Source organism: Vibrio alfacsensis (assembly GCF_019670485.1).
GTDB lineage: Bacteria > Pseudomonadota > Gammaproteobacteria > Enterobacterales > Vibrionaceae > Vibrio > Vibrio alfacsensis.
In genome coordinates this window covers 392,268-416,142 of sequence record NZ_AP024166.1, presented here as the reverse complement: position 1 = coordinate 416,142, position 23,875 = coordinate 392,268, and the positions used below count along the sequence as shown (strand labels likewise).

The following is a 23,875-nucleotide window of genomic DNA, read 5'->3' as shown; positions in this document are numbered from 1 at the left end:
TGAGTCCTTAAATTTTTACCATTCGACGGGTATCTCGGCCCCAAATTGGGTTGATTAATGCACGTGTCACCCAAATTCCGCAGACCATACTAGAAATAAGACCTAAGATAAGAGTGGTCGCAAAACCTTGTAGCGGCCCAGAACCAATACCGTACAAACATAGTGCGGAGATTAATGTGGTAATATTTGCATCAAAGATGGTCACAAATGCTGAGCGATATCCAAAATCAATTGAAACCGCAAGTGAAGCGCCTTCACGCAGTCGATCTCTTATTCTTTCAAAGATCAAAACGTTCGTGTCTACTGCCATCCCGACAGTCAGTACAAGCCCTGCAATACCCGGCAATGTTAAAACTGCACCAGGCAAAAGAACGAGAAAGCCCACTTGCATGACTAAGTTGGCAGACAGCCCAACAATCGCAACCCAACCGAAGCGGCGATACCAAGTAATAAGAAAAACAGCCATCCCAGCAAAGCCAAGCGCTAAAGCACTAATGCCTGCTTGAATATTTTGCTCACCAAGAGTGGGACCTATCGCACGTTCTTCGACGATTTGAACCGGAGCGGTCAGAGCTCCCGAACGCAGTAACAACGCTAATTCATTGGCACCTGAACTGCTATCAATACCCGTAATTCTAAAACTATTCCCTAGCGTGCTTTGTATCGTTGCAACATTAATAACTTCATCTTTTGGAATTAGCTTACCGTCTGGGTTTAACACATATTCCGTGTAAACAGTTGCCATCTGTTGTCCAATATTGTTGCGACTGAAACGCGACATTTTGTCACCACCGCTGGCATCCAACTTAATGCTGACTTGTGGCCGTCCCATTTCATCGGCACCACTGCGGGCATCAACAATATGTTCCCCTGACAGCACGGGTTGACGCAGCAGGTTCACAACTCGCCCCTGCTGATCCAAGATCGATAATGGTCCTTCCTCCCTCTCTTCATAAAACGATAACGAAGCCGTCGCACCTATCACTGATTTCGCTTGTTTAGGATCGTACAGTCCCGGTAGTTCGATACGAATGTGATCGCGACCTTGTCTTTGGACACTTGCCTCTGCAATCCCTAACTCACTAATGCGATCACGTAAAATAGTAATATTTTGGCTCATAGCCGAACGGACCAGAATTAGGCGTTCATCTTCTGTTAGCGTGAGAAGCGCCCCAGATTCGTCAGCACGAATCTGCCAATTGCTCCATTGCCTTGCGGCTTCAGATGACAACAGTTTCTGGATAGCAGAGTCAGTGCCAACAAGCTTAATCTGAGCATCTGTTAGCTTTCTTACTTTTACATCGCGAACTCTATCTTCACGAAGTAATTTCCTGATTTCACTGACCATTGCATCAGTATGCTTGTTAAACACACCATCAAGGTCAACAAATAGCAGCAATTGGACTCCACCACGAAGATCAAGCCCCAATTTGACAGGCTCTGCGCCAATGGTTTTGAACCATTTCGGAGCAGTAGATTGATACTGTACTGTGACTTCAGCATCATCACCGAGTGCGCGATCAAGAGCTTGCTTTGCGCGTTGTTGTGCTTCGATGGTATCAAACGATATGATTTTCACGTCATCTTGTTGATCGATATCTAAGGCAACAATACCTTTGATATCTAAGATATTTTTGATGTCATCTGCAACAATTTGAGATCCTGCTTGAGCCCTAATACCAACAGCGGGAACATCACCATATAGAGTAGGAATAGCTTGAAGTAATAAAGTGGCAAGCATAAGTAGCAAAAATGCGTACTTCCATTTGCTGAGACGGTTTAAATTGCCGCGATCTTTTATTTTGGCTGAAGATATTGCCATATTATTTTTTCTCATGATGTTCAGTTACCTGTAATCTAGGTAAGCGAACGAAATAGACCAAGCCAGTTAAGCCTGCAATTAATAAACTCATTATCGGCGTTACCAATAATCCCACGATAATAAATTACGCCAGTTCATCAGGTAGTAACGAAATCATATATCCGCCCACAATTAGCACTGACACCAACATCACGACACATTGAAACAAAAGAAAATGACGGGCCAACTACCAAGGGGAAGCAACATTGGGTGAGTGAGATTTTGTTCGATGTGAAAATTCGAATTTATTCCAATACATTCTCGTAATTTTAGGCACTAACATACAAAGAATAAGAGCGATAACAATTGATGCGTAAAGATCTTCTAGTCGATGCATACTCAACCATAGACGGCTAGCACCAACACCACTTGCCCAAATAACTGACATTACCGCGAGACAATAATATCTCTTAATTATCAAAACTGGAGCCCAGAAGATGGTCACAACCACTGCAAATAACATATGCCCTGACGGGAAAGAATAGTCTGACCCATCCAGCCACTCTTGCAAACGCCATTTATCTACGTTCAACGAAACATCATCAATGACCTTTAATTTTTCAGGATCTGAAAGTTGATAAAACTCCGTACTGGTCGATATTGAACCCACATTGACCAACTCTTCAACAAAAGGTCGAGGCGCTTCAAAAGTAGTCTTTAGTGTTGTTTTTATACCAAAAGCGCATGCCAGAACCACGATAAAGCTTGTTAGTATTAGCTTTTTTTGCGCAAACGAAAAACTTAGCAGAAAAGGAATTAAACAAAACACCAACGTAGTAACAATAAAGCCTTCAGCCCCTGCCGAAGAAGATACAATTCTAGCTACTATGCTGGATGCAATATGTGAAGCATCAATAATCCGTATATTCTGCATGCCAATTGAAAAAATAGAAGTCAAAAGAATTATCGCTAAAGTGCAGACAAGTTTATATTTTGTAATAAGCCTCATTAAATAGACCTCTCTCACTAGTTTTGGGGAATCAAACAATTTCTTATATGTTCTGATAATAAACAGGAAACAGGACTACAGGTGTAAAGATGGTATATAGCTTTTTTAAAACACATAGGTTCGCTGTAAATTTTCTATAAATTCCCATTCACTACAATAGAAATATTTACACTATCTATATGTCGACCTTTTTTTTCTATACAGAAATTTAGAATGCTCACCTCTATCCTATAGCGATTAACATCGTTCGTTTTGCGTCTTATTCATACCAAAGGCGCTAAGGTTAGTAAGTTTATGAAAGACATCATCGATGCCAATACCGCGGTCGCTAAGATTGCTCACTATCTCAGTGAAGTCATTGCCGTTTACCCCATTACTCCCAGTACCAGCATGGCAGAACAATGTGAAAAATGGTCCTCTCAAAGGAAATATAATTTCCTGAATGAATCACCGGAAGTGATCACAATGCAATCTGAAGCGGGAAGTATTGCGGTTTTACACGGCAGTGCTATGTGTGGTGCACTTTCAACCACATTTACGTCATCACAAGGGTTACTTTTGATGATTCCTACACTCTATAAGTTAGTAGGAGAACAAACCCCCAGCGTCATTCACGTCGCAGCGAGAAGCCTTGCCACACATGCTCTATCGATTTATTGCGACCATTCAGATGTAATGGCTACACGTCAAACCGGTTGCGTTATGCTCGCATCCAATAATGGGCAAGAGGCGCAAGATATGGCCTTAATCTCGCACATTGCAACATTAAAATGCAGCCTTCCGTTTATGCACTTTTTTGATGGGTTTATTACCTCTCATGCCTTGCGCAACATAACTTCCATCAAAAAAGATACCATCGAACGACTTTTTCCATATCAATCGCTTTACTCGTTTAGACAAAATGCTCTGCGCCCTGATAGCCCAACGCTTAGGGGAACCACTGCCGATCCAGACAGCTATTTCCAGTGCAGAGAAAGACAAAACCTCACCCATAATAGCGTGGAGACAACATTGCAGACGGTGATGGATGAGTTTGCTTCAGAAACGGGAAGAGAATATCAAATAACTCAATACTACGGTGATCCAAACGCAACGCACGTCATAATCGCCATCGGATCTGTGGTTGAGACTTTACGAGCGTACGTTGAACAAGCACAAAAGGATGAAATGAAAATTGGTATTCTGGCTATCCGCCTCTATCGGCCTTTTCCATCCAACTCGTTACTGAAATCGCTACCGAAAACCGTTACACAAATTGCTGTACTGGATAGAACCAAAGAACCAGGGGCAAGCGGTGAACCACTTTATCTTGATGTGCTCGAAACAATGCAACGCAATGTCTCGACATCAATAACGGTTCACCATGGCCGATATGGGTTATCAGGGAAAGCATTTTACCCCGAGGACGCCCACGCCATTTTTACTATGATGAAGAACCACACATCCCACAAAGCGAGAGAATTTGTCATAGGTATTAATGACGACCTCACCAAGTTAAATTTGCCATGTGTGGATAAAGTACTGCACGAAAAACCCATGACACGTATTCTAAGTTTTGGTTTTGGTGGCGATGGCAGTATTACTGCCAGTAAAAACCTATCAGTGGTATTAGGTCAGCAATCAAACATGTTCATTGACACACAGTTTGAATATGATTCCAAAAAGTCGGGGAATTTGACTACCACGCATATACGCTTTAGCCCAACACCAGTACAAGAACCTTATCCAATCAGACGTGCAAATATTATTTCTATTTCACATATTAATTTACTACGAGATATTTCTATCTCAGATAGAGTTCATCACGGTGCTGTAGTGATATTAAATACGTCACTGACCGGACAAGCGTTGTGGCATACTCTGCCAAGCGACTTACAAGTTGCCATTCAGGCATTTAATTTACACTTAATAACCATTGATGCAAACCGACTTGTGGCGGCTCATCACTTATCTGGAAAAACAAGTGTGGTGATGCATACCGCTATTCTTAGCCGATTAGTCGATGCTACCCAGGATTGGAAACAAGTTGTATCGAACCAGTTTGCTACCAACCATGGCAACACCTTGCAGCGCAATCTTGATTGTATAGACGAGTGTATGACTGCACTGAATCTTACTCCGTTCAGCATAGAAAATAAGCTTGAAAACAAAGTTAATCAGATTCAACCACGCGCAATGCCCAATTCATTAATTGGCGAATTATTAAAGGGAAGAGGCAATAAACTACCCGTTTCATGGTTTCCCGATAATGGCGTCTGGCCAACCAATACTGCTCGCTTAGAAAAACGTAATATCGCGGATCTACTGCCTGTCTGGAACTCCGATCTCTGCACACAATGTGGCTTCTGTGTCACTATCTGCCCTCATGCAGCTATTCGCGCAAAGACCATGCTTTCCGATCATACATATGCAACAGAACATGAAACCATAGCCGTTAAAAACCGCGAAGAGCCAAACCTCCGCTATGCGTTACAAGTATCACCTGATGACTGCACCGGCTGCCAGCTGTGTGTTGAGGCTTGTCCAGCCAAACAAAGAAACAACAAAGACATTCGTGCACTTAACATGGTCGAAAAATTGAATTGCTATGAGCAAGAAAAAATCAAATTTCAAGATTTTGAGGGCATCAAAGGTCACACGATTGATCAATTAAAAAGAATTGATGTTAAGTCTATCCAAACTGTAACGCCGTATTTTGAATACCCCAATGCCTGTGCTGGATGTGGTGAAACTGCCTACATAAAAGTGCTAACACAATTGTTTGGAAAACAACTACTGATTGCAAACGCAACGGGTTGCTCTTCCATTTTCGGTGGCAACCTACCAACTACACCCTACAGTCAAGACCCAAATGGGCGTGGTCCTGCATGGGCAAACAGTCTCTTTGAGGACAATGCAGAGTTTGGACTTGGGATGCGACTGGCCGTGAATGCGCTCAGTAAACGCGCCAAATCACTCATTCATGATCTTGACACATCGTTGTTAAGAACTGACCGCGAGCTAATCGGCTTGTCTGACTATGTAACCGAAAAGCAAGTTTGGATGATTGGTGGAGATGGCTGGGCATATGACATCGGTTTTAGTGGTATCGATCATGTCTTAAGAAGCAATCAAAACATAAATATCTTAGTACTCGATACACAATGTTACTCCAATACTGGAGGGCAAAAGTCGAAAGCAACCCCACAGGGTAAAACCGCCAAACTGTGTTCTATCCCGAATGATAAACCAGCTAAAGATCTACTTGAAATTTACAAACATGTACCAGGGTTATATTTAGCTAAAATAGCACTCAGTGCCAACATGAATCAGGCGATTAAAGCACTGAAAGCAGCAGGCGAGCATCAAGGGCCTTCTTTGGTCATTGCCTACTCTCCTTGTATCGAACATAAATATGACTTGAAACATAGCCTCGACAAAGTGAAAACACTGCTCAAAGAAGGTGATTGGTCATTAGAATCTAACTATTCAGATAACCTTAAACCAGACACAAATTAAATTATTTTGATACTAATTACCCAAGTCATATAAAATCTTGGGTAGTTATTTAACACATAAGTGAAAAATAACTATGAGTTTCATTGGCATTCTGGTCGCGTTGTTTTTTATTTTGCTCGCCAACTTTATTGAAGGTGGCCATATCGAGGGTTGATTAATTTACCCGCATTCCTAATTGTCGTCGGCGGAACTTTAGGGTGCGTCATTGTTCAGTTTCCATTAAAGACATTAAAAAACGTTTTACTTTATTTTAAATGGCTGATCAATCCACCAATTTATGATTATTACAACACCTCAACACAGCTTATTCAACTCGCCGACATATCACGTCGTGATGGAATCTTAGCACTAGAAATGGCATTGGATAATATTGATGACCCATTTGTTAAAGAGTCATTGTTAATGGTAATTGACGGTCTAGACAAAAATGCGATTGATGAAATTCTTGATAATACAATTTCAAAACAAGAAGTTGAGATTACTCATGTAGCAAAAGTTTATGATGCCGCCGGCGGCTATAGTCCAACAATGGGCATAATCGGCGCGGTATTAGGCCTAATCCATGCAATGGGATTGCTCGATAAACCCGACCAATTGGGGCATGGGATCGCTGTCGCCTTTGTCGCCACTATTTATGGTGTTGCGTTTTCAAATATCTTTTTCCTACCTATCGGTAGTCGCTACAAACTTTTCGCACAAGAATCAGCTGAATACCGTCGCATGATCGCTGATGGTATCTACGCCATCGCAAATGGCAGCAACCTATTCGAAGTCAAAAGCAGACTTAATAGTCACTCCCACCACTGACACTAGACAGGAGCATATGATGATGAGACGAAAAAGACATCACCACGCGGAGGAACATGACAACCATGAACGTTGGCTTATTTCATTTGCTGACTATATGACGCTATTATTTGCGTTGTTTGTTGTGCTCTATGCCTTAGCTTCGACAGAAAAAGGACAATCAGATAAAGTCATTCAAGGCATTGTTCAATCATTACAACAACAAGGCTTAATCTCTTCACATAATAATTCACCCATTTTTGATGGCGGTGTTGGCATTACAGGCAGTAACTCAACCATAGACCTTGTTCTGGCAGAAAAACTAGATAACGAAACATTCAACACTAGTTCAAATATTGGGTCTTCGATCATTCAACTAAGTCGTACTCCAACCCCAACAAAATCCTCAGCCGACGTTTATCAATATATTAGCGAAGCACTAAGAAAAGAACTGGATTCAGGAGAGATCGAAATTGAACAGCTCGGGCAACAACTCAATATAAAGATTAAATCTTCCATTGCTTTTGCACAAAATTCTCATTTTTTACAACCTAAGTTCTCTCCGCTTGTCAAAAATATTGCGAAAGCGATTGAGGACTTACCCGGAATGATTATGGTGACTGGCTACTCTGACAACTCAATTCCCGATCCCCAGTTATATCGAAATAATATCGAGCTTTCAGCTCTAAGAGCCGTATCTATCGCTAGTACTTTAATGCAGAACCCACGAATTGAGCCAAATCGAATAAAAGCCAGTGGTGCTGGTCAATTAAAAGTTTTAGACCATTCAAATGCTGGTAATCAGCGTGTAGCTGAAATATCAATACTACAAGGTAGTGCCTTGAATGTAACACATTCACTCTAAAGACCTATTTTGTCGCCACTAATATTAATTAACCTAAAATGATTACTATGAAATGAACAAAAAACTTAGCTATTTATTTATCACGATAGTAATGACATCACCTTTATTGTTCACCATATATTATGTGGATTCACAATTGAGAACGCTATCCCCGTACAGGGTAGAATTAAAAACAGATGGTACAACACTAAAGTCTGTCGAAAAGAGTCAACTTCCGAGTATTTGCTATAGTCCACCTCGATACTCAGAAAACTGACCATTGTGGGGTAATCCGGAAATTTTATAGTTTCTATATAGGCTCAACACTTATCTTTACAACCATTTTCAACAAAAACCACTAATCTTTACGAATTCAATGTGCCAGTAAACTTCAATATTTTTCACTTTCGGCTTACTGGCAACGTCAAATCTTCGTTTTGTCGATAAATGAGTAGTTCTATATGAATTCTAAATGTTCAACGATCTCGAGTCCTCGATCGATTAATAAATTTACTTATCAGGACTTTACATGGTGTTTATCACTGTTCGGCACCGCTGTCGGTGCAGGCGTTCTCTTCCTTCCAATTAAAGCAGGCGCGGGTGGTTTCTGGCCTTTAGTATTCTTGGCTTTGCTCTCAGCTCCCATGATTTGGTTCGCCCACATGTCATTGGCTCGCTTCGTATTGTCTGCAAAAAAAGCCAATGCCGATATCACCGATACCGTTGAAGAGCATTTTGGCAAAACTGGGGCTAACTTGATTACTTTCGCCTATTTTTTTGCTATCTACCCAATTGTGCTAATCTACGGTGTCGGTATCACTAATACCGTAGACTCTTTTCTCGTTCACCAAGTAGGTATGGCATCATTACCTCGCCCTCTACTTGCGGGTCTGCTAATTGGAGCCATGACATTAGGCGTCATTTTTGGCAAAGATCTCATGCTAAAGGTAACATCAGCTCTTGTTTACCCGTTGGTTTTCGTACTTTTAGCGCTTTCTGTATTCCTAATTCCTGAGTGGAATACATCAATGATGCAAGTAAAACCCGACTTTTCAACACTGCCAAGTGTCATTTGGTTGGCTATCCCACTAATTGTATTTTCATTCAATCACAGCCCGATAATTTCTCAATTTGCCAAAGAACAACGTATCAAGTTCGGTGACCAAGCAGTGAAAAAGACGGATACCATTACCTGCGGTACGGCTATGATGCTAATGGGTTTCGTCATGTTTTTTGTATTCTCTGTTGTTCTATCTTTGTCACCAGAACATCTTGCTATGGCTGAAAAACAGAACATATCTGTCTTATCTTACCTAGCCAACATGCATCAATCTCCATGGATTTCTTACATGGGACCACTGATTGCTTTCTGTGCGATTGTTTCAAGCTACTTTGGTCACTATCTAGGTGCACACGAGGGTCTAGTCGCGCTTATTAAGACACGATTGAGTGTGTCAGAAAATAAAATCAATAATGGTGTGACGATATTCATTGTGGTAACAACTTGGATTGCCGCTGTAATTAACCCAAGTATTCTAAGTATGATTGAAACTATGGGTGCACCAATGATCGCTGCGATTTTGTTCTTGCTCCCAGTCTATGCAATGCAAAAAGTACCTGCTATGGCAAAGTTGAAAACCGCATTGCCAATACAAATCTTCACTGCTGTTTGTGGTATTGCCTCTATCACTTCCGTTATATATAGCGCGCTATAACGTTAATCGAACGCATGATACAACTACAAAAAGAGCCGCTAATAGCGGCTCTCAATTATTCGAATTTTCCGAAAAGTAATCGACTTACTCTTTACCGAATACGTTGTTCTCTTGCTCTTGTACGCGGATGAACGTTGTGCGTTTTGTTAGCTCTTTAAGCTTTGCTGCACCTACGTATGTACACGTTGAACGTACGCCACCAAGGATGTCTTGGATAGTACCGTGAACGGTGCCACGGTATGGCAATAGTACGGTTTTACCTTCAGCTGCACGGTAGCCAGCAACACCACCAGAGTGCTTGTCCATCGCGCTCTTAGAAGACATGCCGTAGAACTTCATGAACTGTTCGCCATCTTTCTCGATGATCTCACCGCCTGACTCTTCGTGACCAGCTAGCATACCGCCAAGCATCACGAAATCAGCGCCGCCGCCGAATGCTTTTGCCACATCACCAGCACATGAACAGCCACCATCACCGATGATCACGCCACCTAGACCATGCGCCGCATCACCACACTCAATGATTGCAGAAAGTTGAGGGTAACCCACACCTGTTTTAACGCGCGTTGTACAAACCGAACCTGGGCCGATGCCCACTTTAACAATGTCTGCACCTGCTAGAATTAGCTCTTCACACATGTCGCCTGTAACAACGTTACCCGCAGAAATCACTTTATCTGGGAATGCTGCACGTACGCGCTGTACGTACTCGACTAAGTGCTCTGAGTAGCCGTTCGCGATGTCGATGCAGATGAAGATAAACTCATCAGAAATCGCCATGATGTCTTTAGTTTTTTGGAAGTCTGCATCAGACGTACCAGTAGACACCATTACGTTATTTAGTGTTGTTTTATCCGCAGATTTCGCAAACTCTGCCCAGTCTTCAACTGTGTAGTGTTTGTGAACCGCTGTCATTACACCGTGCTCTGCTAATGCTTTCGCCATTGCAAAGCTACCAACCGAATCCATGTTAGCCGCAATTACTGGAACGCCAGACCATTGACGACCACTGTGCTTGAATGTAAAATCGCGGGTTAAATTTACTTGAGAACGACTTTTAAGGGTAGAACGTTTCGGGCGAAACAGTACATCTTTGAAGCCTAACTTAAGTTCTTGTTCGATACGCATTGTGTAATTCCTTGATTCATAAAGTATGTGTCATTTCAGAGTGCGTAGTGGCATCGTTGGCAGACGAGTTCACTGTTCTTCGGACACAAAAAAACCGGAGCGTTGGCAGACGCTCCGGTTTTCAGCATTATAGGCTCCGATTTCTTTCCTACAAGTCTGATATTTGATTTTTTTTTGTGATACCATCTTGTAAAGTGCATATCAAAAATCAGCGCATTTCCTCTTCGCTTTAATCTTCACTCTATAATTCAACAAGTTATCAAACCTATCCAGTTAATCCATTGCGCAAACCTTTGCGTCAATATGGCAGTCTAATAGCGTTTCACACCTCATTAATGAGCAAAAAATAAACAAACGCATTAAAAACAGCGATATTTCCATGATAAATCACCGAAACAATTTAGTGATAAACGTCACATTTTCACTAACGAAACTAATGAAGCACACGCCAAACGAAAGAAACAAATCACTATCTCGACATGTTTAGTGCATGGCCTTTCGCAAAGTGGCGACGACATCACTCGCTAATAACCCTTGCTGGCCAAATTCTTGGGTATTGAGATCGGCAGCATGACTGTGGATCACGACCCCTAAACGAGCGGCCAACGCAATCGGGATACCTTTTGCAAGCAATGCCCCTATCACCCCACACAAAACATCCCCCATGCCTCCACTCGCCATTCCTGGGTTCCCTGCCAAGCAAACATACATACGCGATCCATCATAAATCAGCGTACCCGCACCTTTAAGCACAACAACGCCGCCGTAGCGTTCGTGAAGTTGTCTTGCTGCAGCATACCTATCTCTTTCAATCTCTTTGGTTGTCACTCCCAAAAGGCGAGCAGCCTCTCCAGGGTGTGGCGTGATTATGCGTTGATCGTCTTGCACAAAGTCGGTTTCCCCTTGATAGCTCAACGTTGCGAGAATATTGAGCCCATCAGCATCCACAACCTTTGGTTTATACTGCTGAGAAAGTACTTTGTAGCTTTTAAATGCCCAATCATCGTTTCCAAAGCCTGGACCAAAAATTAGCGCATCAGTCCATCGAATTCGCCGAGTAAAGACATTGTCTGATTGGTACAGTTCTTCGAGATCGAGACTATCACTCATGACTTCTGGGCAAGCGGTTTGCAAAGATAAGAGAGAGTTCTTGTGAGTGATAGCCGCCGTCAGCCCTGCACCACACCGAGTCGCGGCGGAGGCACACAGGCGAATCGAGCCCGACATCCCCCGGTTCCCACCAACACAAAGTAGCTTGCCATTGTCCCCTTTATGCGCCGTCTCTTTTTGCTTGGGTAACAATCGCTTAATGGTTTGATGATCAATGCCTAGCGCGCTTTCTTGTTCAATCGATCCAAACTCAACATGCACGCCCAACCCACAAAAGTGAAGCTCCCCGACATAATGTCTTGCCTGACCAGTACAGAGCCCTTGTTTTACGCCAATGAATGTAACCGTGTGATCCGCTTGAATGGCATCACCTAATACCGAACCCGTATTGGCATGAAGGCCCGATGGGATATCAATCGCGATAACCGGACAATGTATCTGATTGATCTGTTCGATGTAACGGCAAATATCTGAGCGTACCTCGCCATTTAAACCTGTACCAAATATGGCATCGATAATGACATCGGCTTCTAGAAGTGCGGTATGCCAATCATCCCAACTGCTGATTTGCCCATCAACTGTCTGCCAATCTTTGTATGCCGTTAAAGCATCACCAGTGAGCTTTGCTGCATCTCCCAATTGGAACAGTTTTACGTTCAACTGAGCTTGCTTCGCCAACGTGGCAAATACGTAACCATCACCGCCATTGTTGCCGGTACCACACACAACCAGAATGCTGCGAGCACGAGGATACAAGTTGAGAAAACGCTCATAAACGGCCATGCCCGCACGCTGCATTAGGCTGTACATAGAGACGCCCGCCATTTTTGCAGCAGCAGATTCCCCGTTTTTGACTTGTTCTGCAGTGTAAAGTTTGAGAGCGAGATTAAAATCCATTGAGGTGTTCTACATTTGAAAGACATAGAACAAGTATAGAAAATAGCCAAGGCGATGCTTGACTATTGTTTAAGAAAGGGATGATTCTCCCAAGCATTTCAAGTCACTTGGGAGGATTGATGCGATTGGTTTTGTCAAAATTAGCGCTTAAAACACCATCACCTAAACTAGGGCATAAGTCTAAGCTATGTCATTAACCTAAACTGTGGCATTAAACTAAGTTATGGTATTAACCCAAGCTGTGGTATTAACCTGAGCTAAAGCATGTTGGCTTGCGACATCAACGCTTCAGACGTTGCATCTTGAATAGACAAAAACAGTGAATTAATTTTTCCTGTCGGTGTTCGCATTGGGTTTAGCGTAATGTTTTGGTACATAAACTCGGCTTGTTGGGTCACCGGACGCACATTTCGGCAACGGAACAAATACGGTCTCTGACGCCAGGTGATGAAGCTGCGACACCCCAGATCGTAAACAGGCTTGGTTTTTAATTTAAACCACTCTTGCGGGATCTCTGGAAATATATCAAAGAGCGATCGGCCAATCGCTTCATGAGATTGCAGACCACTGTGGTGCGTCATAAAACCATTCCACACTTGGACGTTGTAATCTTTATCAATCACCACCAGCCCCATGTCAACATTTTGCACCATGTCGACCATCCAGTGAAATTGTTCAAATTCTGCTGGCAGATTCAACATTAGAAATCCTCCATAAGGTATGACAATTTGTTATCGAGTAACGGTAAAGACTCATCCACAAACATAAACAGCAAATCACAGCGAATGGACGTACCGTCAATGTTGTAACTCACTTCAAATGTCATAGTTCGGCTGAATGCACCGGTGGTAGAATCAATAATGGAATCTATCGAGATATGCTGACCAAGTAAGACGGGGGGACTCTGGAAGAAACGCACTTCAGCTTGTTCCCCTAACCCATTTAAGAATGAACCCACCAAGATATTCGAGATGTCCATCAACAGCTCTAATTCTTCTAACTGCTCACTGTCAGCGGGCACTTTCATCAGTTTTTTCAAGTCAGACACGCTAGAGTCACTCAAGATCACCAACGCTTCACCTGCTATGCCCTCACCACAGAAGCCTTGGCAAACACCCGATACGTTGTCATTCGATGCTAGGTCACGTAATGCCATATGAAGCTCACTCACTTCAAAAATATTGACGTTGGGTAGTGGCAAATGGACAAATACATCGAAGTGTCTAGCGAGTGCGTCAGCCGCTCGGCCAATGGCAATGTTTGCCACCTCCATATAAATATCGCGTCGACGTAATATCGGTAATTCAATGGTGGTTGGCGTGACCATTTGCGGCCGTTGCCCTGGCTCAATGAGCTCTCTTAACGCAGACTTAAGCTCATCTTGCGCGATAGGTTTTTGAATAAATGCTTTTGCTCCAAGCGCAAATACTCGTTCTTTGGCTTTTGGCTGAATATCCCCTGAAACAACCACAACTGGCGTTTTTAGCCCCATGCGTTGCATGTTTTCTAACGTCTCAAAACCATCCATTTCTGGCATAGTGAGATCAAGAAACATCAGCTTAAACTCTTTTTCCACTAACTGTTCAAGCGCATTTTTACCATGAACAGCAAATGTAACGTCAGCATTCAGCGTTGCGGGTAGTGATCTCGCCATCTGCTTACGAGCTAAGGCTGAATCATCACAAATAAGAACAGGAAAAGACATCCAACCACCTTTGTCTAACCATAAGAATTAGTGGCAGTTTAACAGAGTGTTACCGTATATAGCACCAATAAACTGCAGTATTTATTTTTGTTAGGTGCAGCATACGAGATTTAAATAAGTGAGTGAATGAGTTCAGAAGATGGGGGGCTCTATTTAGTCCGATTTAGTGACTCAGAACCATTGTGATTAAAAAGGCATCAAAAAACGAAGCGCCCGCGTTATTATATAGTAACTCAAAGGGCGCCTCAGTGATTTCGGTTATGCGTGTTCCCTGCTATCTATGGCACACCATGACCTTTTGATGCGACCCAAACGCGATACCATTGCTCGCGTGTCAGTTCAAAATCCAGTGCTCTAACAGCGGCGTGAACACGCTCTATTTTACCCGAACCAATAATTGGGATAGGCTTCGATGGCAAACGACGTACCCAAGCGTAAATGACTTGGTCAATGCTATCGGCACCAATTTCTTCACGAATCGCTTCTAACTCATTGCGAACACGAACCGCTTGTTCTGTCGCACCTGAGAAAATGGAGCCACCACCTAAACAAGACCATGCCATTGGGCGAGTTCGCAACATCTGCATTTGATCAAGCGTACCGTCATGGGCCACATCGAAGTTCAGCGGGTTGATTTCCACTTGATTGGTCACCAATGGTTTGCCCAATCGCGATTGCAACAACTCAAATTGACGCGGTGTAAAGTTGGATACACCAAAGTGCTTCACTTTACCGACTTTATGCAGCTCAGAAAATGCTTCAGCAACTTCATCAGCCTCCATCAACACGTCTGGACGGTGAATCAGAAGTACATCAATTTCGCTGACATTTAAACGTTCAAGCGAGTTGTTCACTGATTGGTAAATATGCGCAGCACTCGTATCGTAGTGGTTGATCTTACGCTCTGATGTCTTATCACCACACAAGTTAATGTCACACTTGGTGACAATCTGAATTTGCTCACGAACGCTTTTGTCTAATGCTAAAGCTTCGCCAAACAACGTTTCGCATTCATAGTTTCCGTAGATATCCGCGTGATCAACCGTCGTTATGCCTAACTCAATATGTTGCTTGAGGAACGACAAACGCTCTTGCGCGGTCATGCCCCAGTCAACTGCACGCCAATATCCTTGAACCAGCTCAGAAAATTCTGGGCCATTCGGTGCAGTTACGATTTTTGCAACCATGGGTCTTCTCCTTTTCTTAATCTGCTTTCATCCTAGTCTTGTTTTGAGGCGCTCTCAACGGGTAAACTTTCGCAATTCGAACTGGAGTACGAAATATGTCGTTTGCGGAACGTTTAGTCACGTTAATTGGACAAGAAAGCATCAGCGGATTTGCGCGTCGAGTCGACGTCTCTGAAGCGTTGATCCGAAAATACTTAAAAGGCAGTGAACCAAGCTTAACCAAAGCCAACCAAATCGCGATGCGTGCGAATTGCTCATTAGAATGGTTAGCCACAGGTTGTGGGTATCTGTATCGTCAAGCAGAAGTCGTGGATATGGAAGCGTATAAACTCGCTTTTCAACATGTAATGAATAGCTCGATTTCACGAGAAGAAGAGGTCAAACACCGTAAGCTTATTGCTGGTTACCAATACCTAAGAACTCACAAGAAACCAGATGGATTCTTAGATGAGTCCGCTATGGCTACGTTTCTTTCGTTTCACAACGCAACTAAAAACGAATAACGTCCAAATGTATCAGCTCGCCATCACTCCGAAGTACGACGTTAAGCCTAGGTTTGACTGAATCGAATTCGCTCGCGAGCACCCAGTTAATGGTTCGAGGCTCGTTTTGAGAATACCGATTGATGAACATGATCAGTGCTTTATCAACCATTTCTGGCGTTTTTTCTTTCAGCGATGAGATGACATCAAATCGTTCATCGGCGATCTTTACATGGCTGATCACAAATCCATCTTTTCTTAAATTAAGAATGGCATCACTTAAGTTTTGAGCTTGATACGCCATCATAAAAGAGAGTTGTACCTCGTGTTCGCGCATACTCATCTCTCCATACCATGTTTGGTGATAATAACTAAACGCATCTAAACAATAGGTATCACCATCTAGCTCCGCATCGCATTCATACCACGCACCATCCTGTTCGAACGTTTGTTTAACCTGTTCAATCGACGAATCAGATAGAACAGAAAGCCACCAGTTACCTTGGGAAGCCACTGTACTTTCGGAAACCACTGTACCTTGGGAAAAGATCGTACCTTGGGCAAAAATCTTATGGGGGAAAAACGACAGCAGAAAGCAAAGAATAAAAGAAAGGTGACGAAAACGCATGATGCAGTTGTTCTTATTGAATGAGATAACATCCTCCATTTACCAAAAGCAACACTCAAACAGAAGAGGAACTCAGGCAAATACAAAGGAGGTTATGATCTGGTTAATGGCGCTATTATCTTTATGGCTGGTCAAGAGAGAATCAAGTTTCCTAATCCAATTTGTGATAACGGACCATTTTTGCGAAGCATTAAAAAGGCGCACATTGCCGTGCGCCTCTGCCTCGTAACTCAATCGTGAGTATGCGAATTGGGGTGTCTATAGATGCATCCCAAACAAATAACGAGGAATTTCTGTAGGGTTTGAATCCATCCAAATTGTGTGTAAAACCTCACATCCCTCCTTTGAGCAGTCATGTTGCTTTACACTTAAAGCATGGTTCATTTTGCTCAGAAAACAAGTTCAACTAATAAATAAATTGGCAATATATGAGATCAATAGCACAATATTTATCAATAATTCGCAAGCCAAGGCCTGAACCGTTCAATAGTGGAAAGCTAAATTGCATCTTTATTGATTAGGTCTAGACTCTTCCAAGCGTATACTTTCTTTCGTCCCTTTCATTTTTTATTTACAGGAGAATCTGTTAATGACCAAACGCGAGAGAATTGTGAAATCTGTGTTAGCGCACGTCCCAAAAGATGCGATTAACCAGTTTGTCTCTCGAGGGTCGACGCCAACGTCATTTTCCGTCCTGATTATGGCGGCGATTGTTGGTACATTAGCAGGTCTCGTTGGTACCTATTTTGAGATTGCCGTCCATTTTGTCTCCGAAACTCGTACAGAGTGGCTTAAAAGTGAAATCGGTAACGTACTTCCGCTCTGGCTTGCCGCCATTCTCATCAGTGCTCTGTTAGCCTTTATTGGCTACTACTTAGTACACCGCTTTGCTCCAGAAGCCTCTGGTTCTGGTATCCCAGAAATTGAAGGGGCAATGGATAACATTCGTCCAGTTCGTTGGTGGCGCGTCATCCCTGTTAAATTCTTCGGCGGCATGGGGGCCCTAGGCTCAGGTATGGTGCTAGGTCGTGAAGGTCCCACCGTGCAGATGGGCGGTGCCGTCGGCCGTATGGTGACAGATATCTTCCGTATCAAAGATGATGACACTCGTCACTCACTTTTGGCATCAGGGGCGGCCGGTGGTTTGGCTGCGGCATTTAATGCTCCGTTAGCAGGAATTATGTTTGTGGTTGAGGAAATGCGCCCTCAATTTCGCTATTCATTGATCTCTATCCGTGCCGTTATCATCTCTGCGATCATGGCAAACATTGTCTTTCGGGCCATCAATGGTCAAGATGCGGTGATTACCATGCCGCAATACCAATCGCCTGAACTTCAATCTCTATGGTTGTTTTTATTGTTGGGTGCGCTTTTTGGCGTGTTTGGCGTGGTATTCAATAAGCTGATTACGGTGGCACAAGATAGCTTTGTTGCCCTGCACAAAAATGATCGAAAACGCTACTTGATGACAGGGGCAACTCTCGGTGGTGTGTTTGGTTTGCTATTGCTTTACGTTCCACAACTCACTGGCGGGGGTATCACTCTCATCCCTGATATCACAAACGGCAATTACTCTGTTTCTATTTTGGTACTGCTGTTTGTGGGCCGAGTGATTACTACCCTACTCTGTTTTGGTTCTGGTGCGCCTGGTGGTATTTTTGCCCCAATGCTCGCTTTGGGTACGCTTTTCGGATATGCCTTTGGCATCAGCGCGGATACATTATTGCCATCACTGTCTATCGAACCGGGTGTCTTTGCTATTGCTGGTATGGGCGCACTTTTCGCGGCTACGGTTCGTGCTCCTATTACGGGTATCTTGCTTGTCATTGAGATGACCAATAATTACTACTTAATCCTACCGCTAATCGTGACCAGCCTAGGTGCAGTAATCGTAGCCCAAATGCTCGGTGGACAGCCAATTTACAGTCAACTGCTGCACCGCACGCTTAAAAACGACAAACTACGCCAACAAGACCTGCCTGAGAATCAGGCTTCTTAACCGATTTATTGCAGTATGGATTCCAAATTGTCCGTCGCTAAGGGGGGCAATTTTGAGTTCGTACTGCTGCTTTGTTACATCTATCGACAAAAACACTTTACCAAAATCACAAAATTCCCATCCTCCGATATTTAGTTGTAATAATGAAAGGCCTCAAATAGCTAAACTTGCTAGTATTCGCGCCCTAAATTAGAGTATTTCGTCCAATCTGGAGTTGTTTTGAACTGGAGAAGATTAGTTCAGTTTCACAGTATCCCGCCCTCGCAAGCTGCATTGGCACTTGGCATTATAGGGCTTGGTCAAGCATGGGCTTTATATGTGCCAGCGATTGGCGAGCCAGTAAGGCCATTCCTTGCCGCATTTGGCGCACTGCTACTTGCTCCTGTACTGATCAAATACGCCACCAATCCACGCCTATTCATGGCCGATATTAAGCATCCTCTAAGCGGGAGTTTGATGGCGCCTATGAGCATGGCGTTACTCGTACTGTGTGATTACCTCGCAGCCGTGACGCCACTTATTGCGTACCCACTGTGGTTTATGGCGGTACTGCTTCACTTTTCCATGATGGTACTGTTTTTTGGCTTCCAGCTAATGAACTTCAAGATGTCAAACATAGTACCGAGTTGGTTCTTATATCCCGTTGGGCTTATCAGTTCCTCTCTGGCAGGCTCACAGTTTGGTCACAATGTATTCTCTGAAACCTTAGCGATGATGTGTATAGGGATTTACTTTTTCATGCTGCCGTTGGTGCTGTATCGATTAGTGTTCTTTGGGTCATTACCACGCCGAGCAAGACCGACGTTAGCCATTATGGCCGCACCAGTGAATCTTTCTCTTGCCGCTTACTTAGTTAACTTTAGCGAGCCAGATCCTATTCTAACCGGTGCGCTTGCGGGAATCGCGATCACGATGACCTTGCTTATCTACCTGTGCTATTTCCGCTTGATGCGATTGAAGTTTCAACCATCCATTGCAGCGGTGACGTTTCCATCCGTCATCAGTGCTATTGCCATGCATCGGCTGACTGCATTCTTCGCTGAGTCACACCAAAATTGGCATTGGTTACATGATTTTGGTTTTCTCGAATTGAGCATCGCAACCGTTTTGGTGATTTGGGTATCGATTGGTTACTTCAGAATGTACTGGCCTGAAGTAATAAGAGCCCCTTCAAAACAGAGTTAGTCAAATAAGCAAAACGATTAACACAAAACAAAAGAAAACGGCCTTGAACTGTTCACAATTCAAGGCCGTTGTTTCTATTTTCACTATATCTAGGTGGTTGCTAGATAAACCAAGCACCTTGAGATAGCGAGAGTGTCAGTTATTCGTTCTAAGTCTCAAGTCTCAAGTCTCAAGTCTCAGCCTCAAGCCTCAAGCCTCAAAATATTAACCAATAAACTTCGCCATAAAGTTACTGATGTTCGTCATGCTTGATGCTGCCATTACAATCACGATTGCTGCACCCGTTAGCGTGAGATACATTGGGTGTTTGTAATCACCAACAATGTCTTTTCGACGGGTCGCCACCAGCACCATACCTAATACGATTGGCAAGATAATACTGTTAACAAGGCCAGCGAGCATCAGAAGCAGAATCGGCATGTTCATGGTTACGGTACCAAGTGAGGTGATGATGATAAAACCCACACACCATGCTTTTTCGTTGCGCGCGACAACAGGGAACAAAGTTTTAATCAGAGAAATGGCCATATATGAGTTACCGACTACAGAAGTAATCGATGCCACGAACAGCACTAAGCCAAAGATAAAGTAACCTACATCACCTGCACCTTGACGGAATGCATCCGCAGCAGGGTTAGAAGAATCGAGCGTTGCGCCTGTTGCAATAACACCAAATACCGCCAAGAAAAGTAAGATTCGAATCACGACCGCGATTGAGATCCCAGCCCACGCTGCAGTTTTAATTGCTGGTACGTTTTCTTTACCTTGCAGGCCAATATCAACTAAGCGCTGTGCACCTGTGTAGTAACCCCCTACCGCACCACCGACAATGGTCAATGTTGGTAGCAACAAGCTGTCAATGTTTGTTGGCATCACGGCCGCGCTCATGGTTTCACCCATAGGAGGCAAACTCGTCATTGCAACATAAGCAATCAAGATGATCATGAACAAACCAAGGTAACGTGCCATTTGGTCCATGCGTTTAGACGCGTTATGCACCACAAACAACAAACAACCGATGACACCTGTGAACAATGCACCCCACGTAGTATCCACACCGGTTAGAACGTTAAGGCCTAATGCTGATCCACTGACGTTACCAAAGTTAAACGCCACCGCGCCAAGCGCAAGCAACGTGCCCACCACATAACCAAGCCCTGGTGCAACTTTGTTTGCGATATCTTGAATACGCATTCCTGATACACCAACAATGCGCCATAAATTCATCACAATACCGAAAGTGATGAACATGGAAGCAAATACTGGGAATGCCATGTCAATTTTATAGATGTTGGTAAAAACCGCAGTTTGGGTTAAAAAGCCCGGACCAACAGAGGTGGTCGCCATCAAGAATGCAACGCTAAGGATAGCTTTCTTTTGCCAGCTGGTTTCTGCTGCTTGGTTAGAAGCGGGAATAGACGTGTTGATGGTAGTTTGTGTGGTCATGCCAAGTCTCAATTTTGTTGTCTTTCTATTAATATAAAAAAGAAAGACAACTGACCGAGATCAGCTGAACTTGAGGAGTTACATTGTGCAAACAGAAAGGTTTAACACCTCGCAACCGTTTGCTGGGCGCGGATATTAAAGAGATATACTGTAACTGTCAACACAGAGTTCGATAAATTATTTTTGTCGTTTCAAATCCATCTTACCCATAACTTTCAGGTAGATACAAAAAAGGATGGCATTTGCCATCCTCTTAGAAACTTGCTCGATTACTTAGCGTAAACCGTGAAGAAACTCAGCGCGTGTTGCCGGGTTGGTTTTAAAAATGCCACCAAGTGCTGTAGTGGTAGTTTCGCTCGTCGCGTCCATCACGCCGCGAGATTTAACACAGTAGTGAGTAGCATCTATAGTGACTGCCACATCATCCGACTCAAGCAAGGCTTGCAGAGCAACTAGGATTTGCTGCGTCATGCGCTCTTGCACTTGTGGGCGCTGTGCAAAGAAACGAACAATACGATTAATCTTCGAAAGGCCAATAATTTTACCGCGTGGAATATAAGCGACCGCCGCTTTACCATCGATGGTAACAAGGTGATGCTCACACGTACTGGTCACCGTGATGTCTTTCACGCGAACCATTTCGCTCACATTCATCTTGTTCTCGATAACGGTGATTTTAGGGAAGTTCGCGTAATCAAGACCAGAGAAGATTTCATCAACGTACATTTTTGCAATACGATGGGGCGTTTCTTCTAAGCTATCGTCGGTCAGGTCCAGTTGAAGAAGTCCCAAAATTTCACGCATGTGGTATTCGATCTTTTCTTTCTTCTCTTCTCTGCTGACGTTATTTGGGCACATTGGTGTTTCCAAACCACGTTGCTCTAGCGCTTCTTTTACTAACTTTGCTGACTCGCTAAGATCCGACATTCCACTTCCTCTTTTATTACTTCTACTAAACGCTCTTAAATTCACTTCAAATTTCATTCTGCGATTAGCTTTACGCTGCTCAGTTTCGTGTCTAACAATTAAGGTGCATAACAGGAGGCTACTGAGCTGATTTTGTTGAGTTCCGCAGGTGATTTACCCCTTTCGGATGGCTGACAAGGATACTCGGATTCTTGAACAATTACACCCATATTTTATTGGTGGGAATTCTTACTCCCCCCCCTTTTTATGGTAAAGTTGCCACAAAACAAAAGAACACAGGATTTTCTCAATGGGCTGCTGCGACGCACCTGGCTTAATGCCAATTGAAGATGCGATGGACAAAATGCTATCGCGAATCAAACCTATCCAGACTACGCTGTCTCTTCCACTTGCTGATGCACTCGGGTTTGTACTGGCGGAAGACGTTCTGTCTCCAATTCATGTACCGCCATTCGACAACTCGGCAATGGATGGCTACGCCGTTCGCATTCAAGATCTTGAGTCGTCTTCTGTCCTACCTTTAGCGGGTAAATCTTTTGCGGGCCAACCGTTTGATGGTGACTGGCCACAAGGCACATGTGTTCGCATCATGACTGGCGCAAAAATCCCTGAGGGTTGTGATGCCGTCATCATGCAAGAAAACACGGAAGTGACCGATGCAGGCATTCAGTTCAATGAAACTAACGTAAAACCACAGAACAACATTCGCCCAACCGGTGATGACATCAAACAGGGTGACATTGTTCTCGCACAAGGCGCACGTTTAACCCCTCGTGATATTCCAATGATTGCCTCATTGGGTGTAAGTCACGTCATTGTAGTTCGCAAACCAAAAGTGGCGTTCTTCTCGACTGGCGATGAACTGAAACCGTTAGGTGACACATTAGAAGATGGCCAAATCTACGACAGCAACCGTTACGGCATTAAGCCACTGATTGAAAACTTCGGTTGTGAAGCCGTCGATCTAGGTATCATCCCAGATTGCCCAGAAACACTAAAAGCAACATTTGAAAAAGCACAAACACTGGCAGATGTTGTCGTGACGTCTGGTGGCGTTAGCGTAGGTGAAGCAGACTATACCAAAGACATTCTTGAAGAACTTGGTGAAATTGGCTTCTGGAAATTGGCGATCAAACCAGGTAAACCTTTTGCTTTCGGTAAACTGAGTACCGCTTGGTTCTGTGGTCTACCAGGTAACCCTGTTTCAGCCGTACTCACCATGTACGTACTGGTTCAGCCGATGCTGGCGAAACTTGCGGGTCATACCGAGTGGAAAGCGCCTGAATCCATTCCCGCGACGACGAAAACTGCGTTTAAAAAAGCGCCTGGTCGTACCGACTATCAACGCGGTATCTACACACTTGAAGACGGTAAGTTTGTTGTTGAGACAACAGGCAATCAGAGCTCCGGCGCATTCCGTTCAATGAGCTTGGCAAACTGCTTTGTTGTATTAGAACGTGAACGTGGCCGAGTTGAAGTTGGCGAAACCGTTCAAATTCAGCTGTTCAACTCTACCCTTTATTAGGAA

The 23,875-nt window shown here is 43.6% G+C and carries 18 protein-coding genes; 8 read left to right on the top strand and 10 right to left on the bottom strand.

Translation table 11 applies throughout. The features are described 5' to 3' along the window. Positions 1–7: 7 nt before the first annotated feature. A complete protein-coding gene (gene secD, locus VA249_RS16465) occupies positions 8–1,837 on the bottom strand; it encodes a protein translocase subunit SecD (RefSeq protein ID WP_225927145.1) in 1,830 nt (609 codons plus the stop codon). Positions 1,838–2,048: 211 nt separating this feature from the next. Then, positions 2,049–2,810 (bottom strand): phosphatase PAP2 family protein, encoded by a 762-nt coding sequence (locus VA249_RS16460; RefSeq protein WP_221071701.1) that lies wholly within the window; start codon positions 2,808–2,810, stop codon positions 2,049–2,051. 294 nt (positions 2,811–3,104) lie between these two features. Here VA249_RS16460 and nifJ point away from each other — a divergent pair, with 294 nt between their 5' ends. The 4 genes from nifJ to VA249_RS16440 all read left to right on the top strand — a co-directional run bounded on the left by nifJ (position 3,105) and on the right by VA249_RS16440 (position 9,653). Further along, positions 3,105–6,308 carry a pyruvate:ferredoxin (flavodoxin) oxidoreductase gene (nifJ, locus tag VA249_RS16455; protein WP_221071699.1) on the top strand — a complete coding sequence of 1,068 codons (3,204 nt, stop codon included), beginning with the start codon at positions 3,105–3,107 and terminating at the stop codon, positions 6,306–6,308. Between the two features lie 150 nt (positions 6,309–6,458). Next, positions 6,459–7,115 (top strand): flagellar motor protein, encoded by a 657-nt coding sequence (locus VA249_RS16450; protein WP_221071697.1) that lies wholly within the window; start codon positions 6,459–6,461, stop codon positions 7,113–7,115. A 16-nt stretch (positions 7,116–7,131) separates the two neighbouring features. Beyond that, positions 7,132–7,959 carry a flagellar motor protein MotB gene (locus VA249_RS16445; RefSeq protein WP_221071696.1) on the top strand — a complete coding sequence of 276 codons (828 nt, stop codon included), beginning with the start codon at positions 7,132–7,134 and terminating at the stop codon, positions 7,957–7,959. A gap of 440 nt (positions 7,960–8,399) precedes the next feature. After that, positions 8,400–9,653, top strand: a complete 1,254-nt coding sequence (locus tag VA249_RS16440) for an aromatic amino acid transport family protein (RefSeq protein WP_221071695.1) — start codon at positions 8,400–8,402, stop codon at positions 9,651–9,653. Between the two features lie 84 nt (positions 9,654–9,737). On the opposite strand, the gene VA249_RS16435 is transcribed toward VA249_RS16440, so the two are convergent. From VA249_RS16435 to VA249_RS16415, 5 genes are all read right to left on the bottom strand, one after another. Next, positions 9,738–10,781: a GMP reductase gene (locus tag VA249_RS16435; protein ID WP_221071694.1), complete on the bottom strand. Its 1,044-nt coding sequence runs from the start codon at positions 10,779–10,781 to the stop codon at positions 9,738–9,740. Between the two features lie 483 nt (positions 10,782–11,264). Next, the gene (locus VA249_RS16430) at positions 11,265–12,788 is read right to left on the bottom strand and encodes an NAD(P)H-hydrate dehydratase (RefSeq protein WP_221071693.1); all 1,524 of its coding nucleotides are present in this window, start codon (positions 12,786–12,788) and stop codon (positions 11,265–11,267) included. 257 nt (positions 12,789–13,045) lie between these two features. Beyond that, the gene (locus tag VA249_RS16425; RefSeq protein ID WP_221071692.1) at positions 13,046–13,489 is read right to left on the bottom strand and encodes a PAS domain-containing protein; all 444 of its coding nucleotides are present in this window, start codon (positions 13,487–13,489) and stop codon (positions 13,046–13,048) included. Continuing rightward, positions 13,489–14,493: a response regulator gene (locus VA249_RS16420; protein WP_221071691.1), complete on the bottom strand. Its 1,005-nt coding sequence runs from the start codon at positions 14,491–14,493 to the stop codon at positions 13,489–13,491. Before VA249_RS16420 ends, VA249_RS16425 begins: the two co-directional genes overlap by 1 nt. A 278-nt stretch (positions 14,494–14,771) precedes the next feature. Continuing rightward, the gene (locus VA249_RS16415; protein ID WP_221071684.1) at positions 14,772–15,680 is read right to left on the bottom strand and encodes an aldo/keto reductase; all 909 of its coding nucleotides are present in this window, start codon (positions 15,678–15,680) and stop codon (positions 14,772–14,774) included. Between the two features lie 95 nt (positions 15,681–15,775). Here VA249_RS16415 and VA249_RS16410 point away from each other — a divergent pair, with 95 nt between their 5' ends. Next, positions 15,776–16,183 carry a helix-turn-helix domain-containing protein gene (locus VA249_RS16410; RefSeq protein WP_221071682.1) on the top strand — a complete coding sequence of 136 codons (408 nt, stop codon included), beginning with the start codon at positions 15,776–15,778 and terminating at the stop codon, positions 16,181–16,183. On the opposite strand, the gene VA249_RS16405 is transcribed toward VA249_RS16410, so the two are convergent. Then, complete coding sequence (locus VA249_RS16405; protein WP_225927144.1) at positions 16,170–16,790, bottom strand: hypothetical protein; 621 nt, start codon at positions 16,788–16,790, stop codon at positions 16,170–16,172. The genes VA249_RS16410 and VA249_RS16405 overlap by 14 nt on opposite strands. Before the next feature lie 589 nt (positions 16,791–17,379). Between VA249_RS16405 and clcA the strand changes: the two genes are divergently transcribed. Together clcA and VA249_RS16395 are read left to right on the top strand one after the other, a co-directional pair. After that, entirely contained in the window at positions 17,380–18,789 is a 1,410-nt protein-coding gene (clcA, locus tag VA249_RS16400) for a H(+)/Cl(-) exchange transporter ClcA (RefSeq protein ID WP_221071680.1), read from the top strand. A 219-nt stretch (positions 18,790–19,008) separates the two neighbouring features. Continuing rightward, on the top strand, positions 19,009–19,974 hold the full coding sequence (locus tag VA249_RS16395) for a TDT family transporter (RefSeq protein ID WP_221071679.1): 966 nt from the start codon (positions 19,009–19,011) through the stop codon (positions 19,972–19,974). A 204-nt stretch (positions 19,975–20,178) separates the two neighbouring features. Here the strand turns inward: VA249_RS16395 and VA249_RS16390 are convergent, their stop codons facing one another. Both VA249_RS16390 and folE read right to left on the bottom strand, forming a co-directional pair. Then, positions 20,179–21,420 (bottom strand): NRAMP family divalent metal transporter, encoded by a 1,242-nt coding sequence (locus tag VA249_RS16390; RefSeq protein ID WP_221071676.1) that lies wholly within the window; start codon positions 21,418–21,420, stop codon positions 20,179–20,181. Between the two features lie 273 nt (positions 21,421–21,693). After that, positions 21,694–22,347, bottom strand: a complete 654-nt coding sequence (gene folE, locus VA249_RS16385) for a GTP cyclohydrolase I FolE (protein WP_221071674.1) — start codon at positions 22,345–22,347, stop codon at positions 21,694–21,696. A gap of 289 nt (positions 22,348–22,636) precedes the next feature. On the opposite strand from folE, the gene moeA reads away from it, so the two are divergent. After that, entirely contained in the window at positions 22,637–23,872 is a 1,236-nt protein-coding gene (gene moeA, locus VA249_RS16380) for a molybdopterin molybdotransferase MoeA (protein WP_221071672.1), read from the top strand. Positions 23,873–23,875 lie beyond the last annotated feature (3 nt).

Bases quoted from the DNA above. Each gene is read 5' to 3' on its own strand.
- VA249_RS16415 (WP_221071684.1), bottom strand. From the start codon at position 15,680: ATGGTTGCAAAAATCGTAACTGCACCGAATGGCCCAGAATTTTCTGAG.
- VA249_RS16420 (WP_221071691.1), bottom strand. From the start codon at position 14,493: ATGTCTTTTCCTGTTCTTATTTGTGATGATTCAGCCTTAGCTCGTAAG.
- VA249_RS16425 (WP_221071692.1), bottom strand. From the start codon at position 13,489: ATGTTGAATCTGCCAGCAGAATTTGAACAATTTCACTGGATGGTCGAC.
- folE (WP_221071674.1), bottom strand. From the start codon at position 22,347: ATGTCGGATCTTAGCGAGTCAGCAAAGTTAGTAAAAGAAGCGCTAGAG.
- VA249_RS16405 (WP_225927144.1), bottom strand. From the start codon at position 16,790: ATGCGTTTTCGTCACCTTTCTTTTATTCTTTGCTTTCTGCTGTCGTTT.
- VA249_RS16410 (WP_221071682.1), top strand. From the start codon at position 15,776: ATGTCGTTTGCGGAACGTTTAGTCACGTTAATTGGACAAGAAAGCATC.
- VA249_RS16390 (WP_221071676.1), bottom strand. From the start codon at position 21,420: ATGACCACACAAACTACCATCAACACGTCTATTCCCGCTTCTAACCAA.
- VA249_RS16435 (WP_221071694.1), bottom strand. From the start codon at position 10,781: ATGCGTATCGAACAAGAACTTAAGTTAGGCTTCAAAGATGTACTGTTT.
- VA249_RS16445 (WP_221071696.1), top strand. From the start codon at position 7,132: ATGATGATGAGACGAAAAAGACATCACCACGCGGAGGAACATGACAAC.
- clcA (WP_221071680.1), top strand. From the start codon at position 17,380: ATGACCAAACGCGAGAGAATTGTGAAATCTGTGTTAGCGCACGTCCCA.
- moeA (WP_221071672.1), top strand. From the start codon at position 22,637: ATGGGCTGCTGCGACGCACCTGGCTTAATGCCAATTGAAGATGCGATG.
- nifJ (WP_221071699.1), top strand. From the start codon at position 3,105: ATGAAAGACATCATCGATGCCAATACCGCGGTCGCTAAGATTGCTCAC.
- secD (WP_225927145.1), bottom strand. From the start codon at position 1,837: ATGAGAAAAAATAATATGGCAATATCTTCAGCCAAAATAAAAGATCGC.
- VA249_RS16430 (WP_221071693.1), bottom strand. From the start codon at position 12,788: ATGGATTTTAATCTCGCTCTCAAACTTTACACTGCAGAACAAGTCAAA.
- VA249_RS16440 (WP_221071695.1), top strand. From the start codon at position 8,400: ATGAATTCTAAATGTTCAACGATCTCGAGTCCTCGATCGATTAATAAA.
- VA249_RS16460 (WP_221071701.1), bottom strand. From the start codon at position 2,810: ATGAGGCTTATTACAAAATATAAACTTGTCTGCACTTTAGCGATAATT.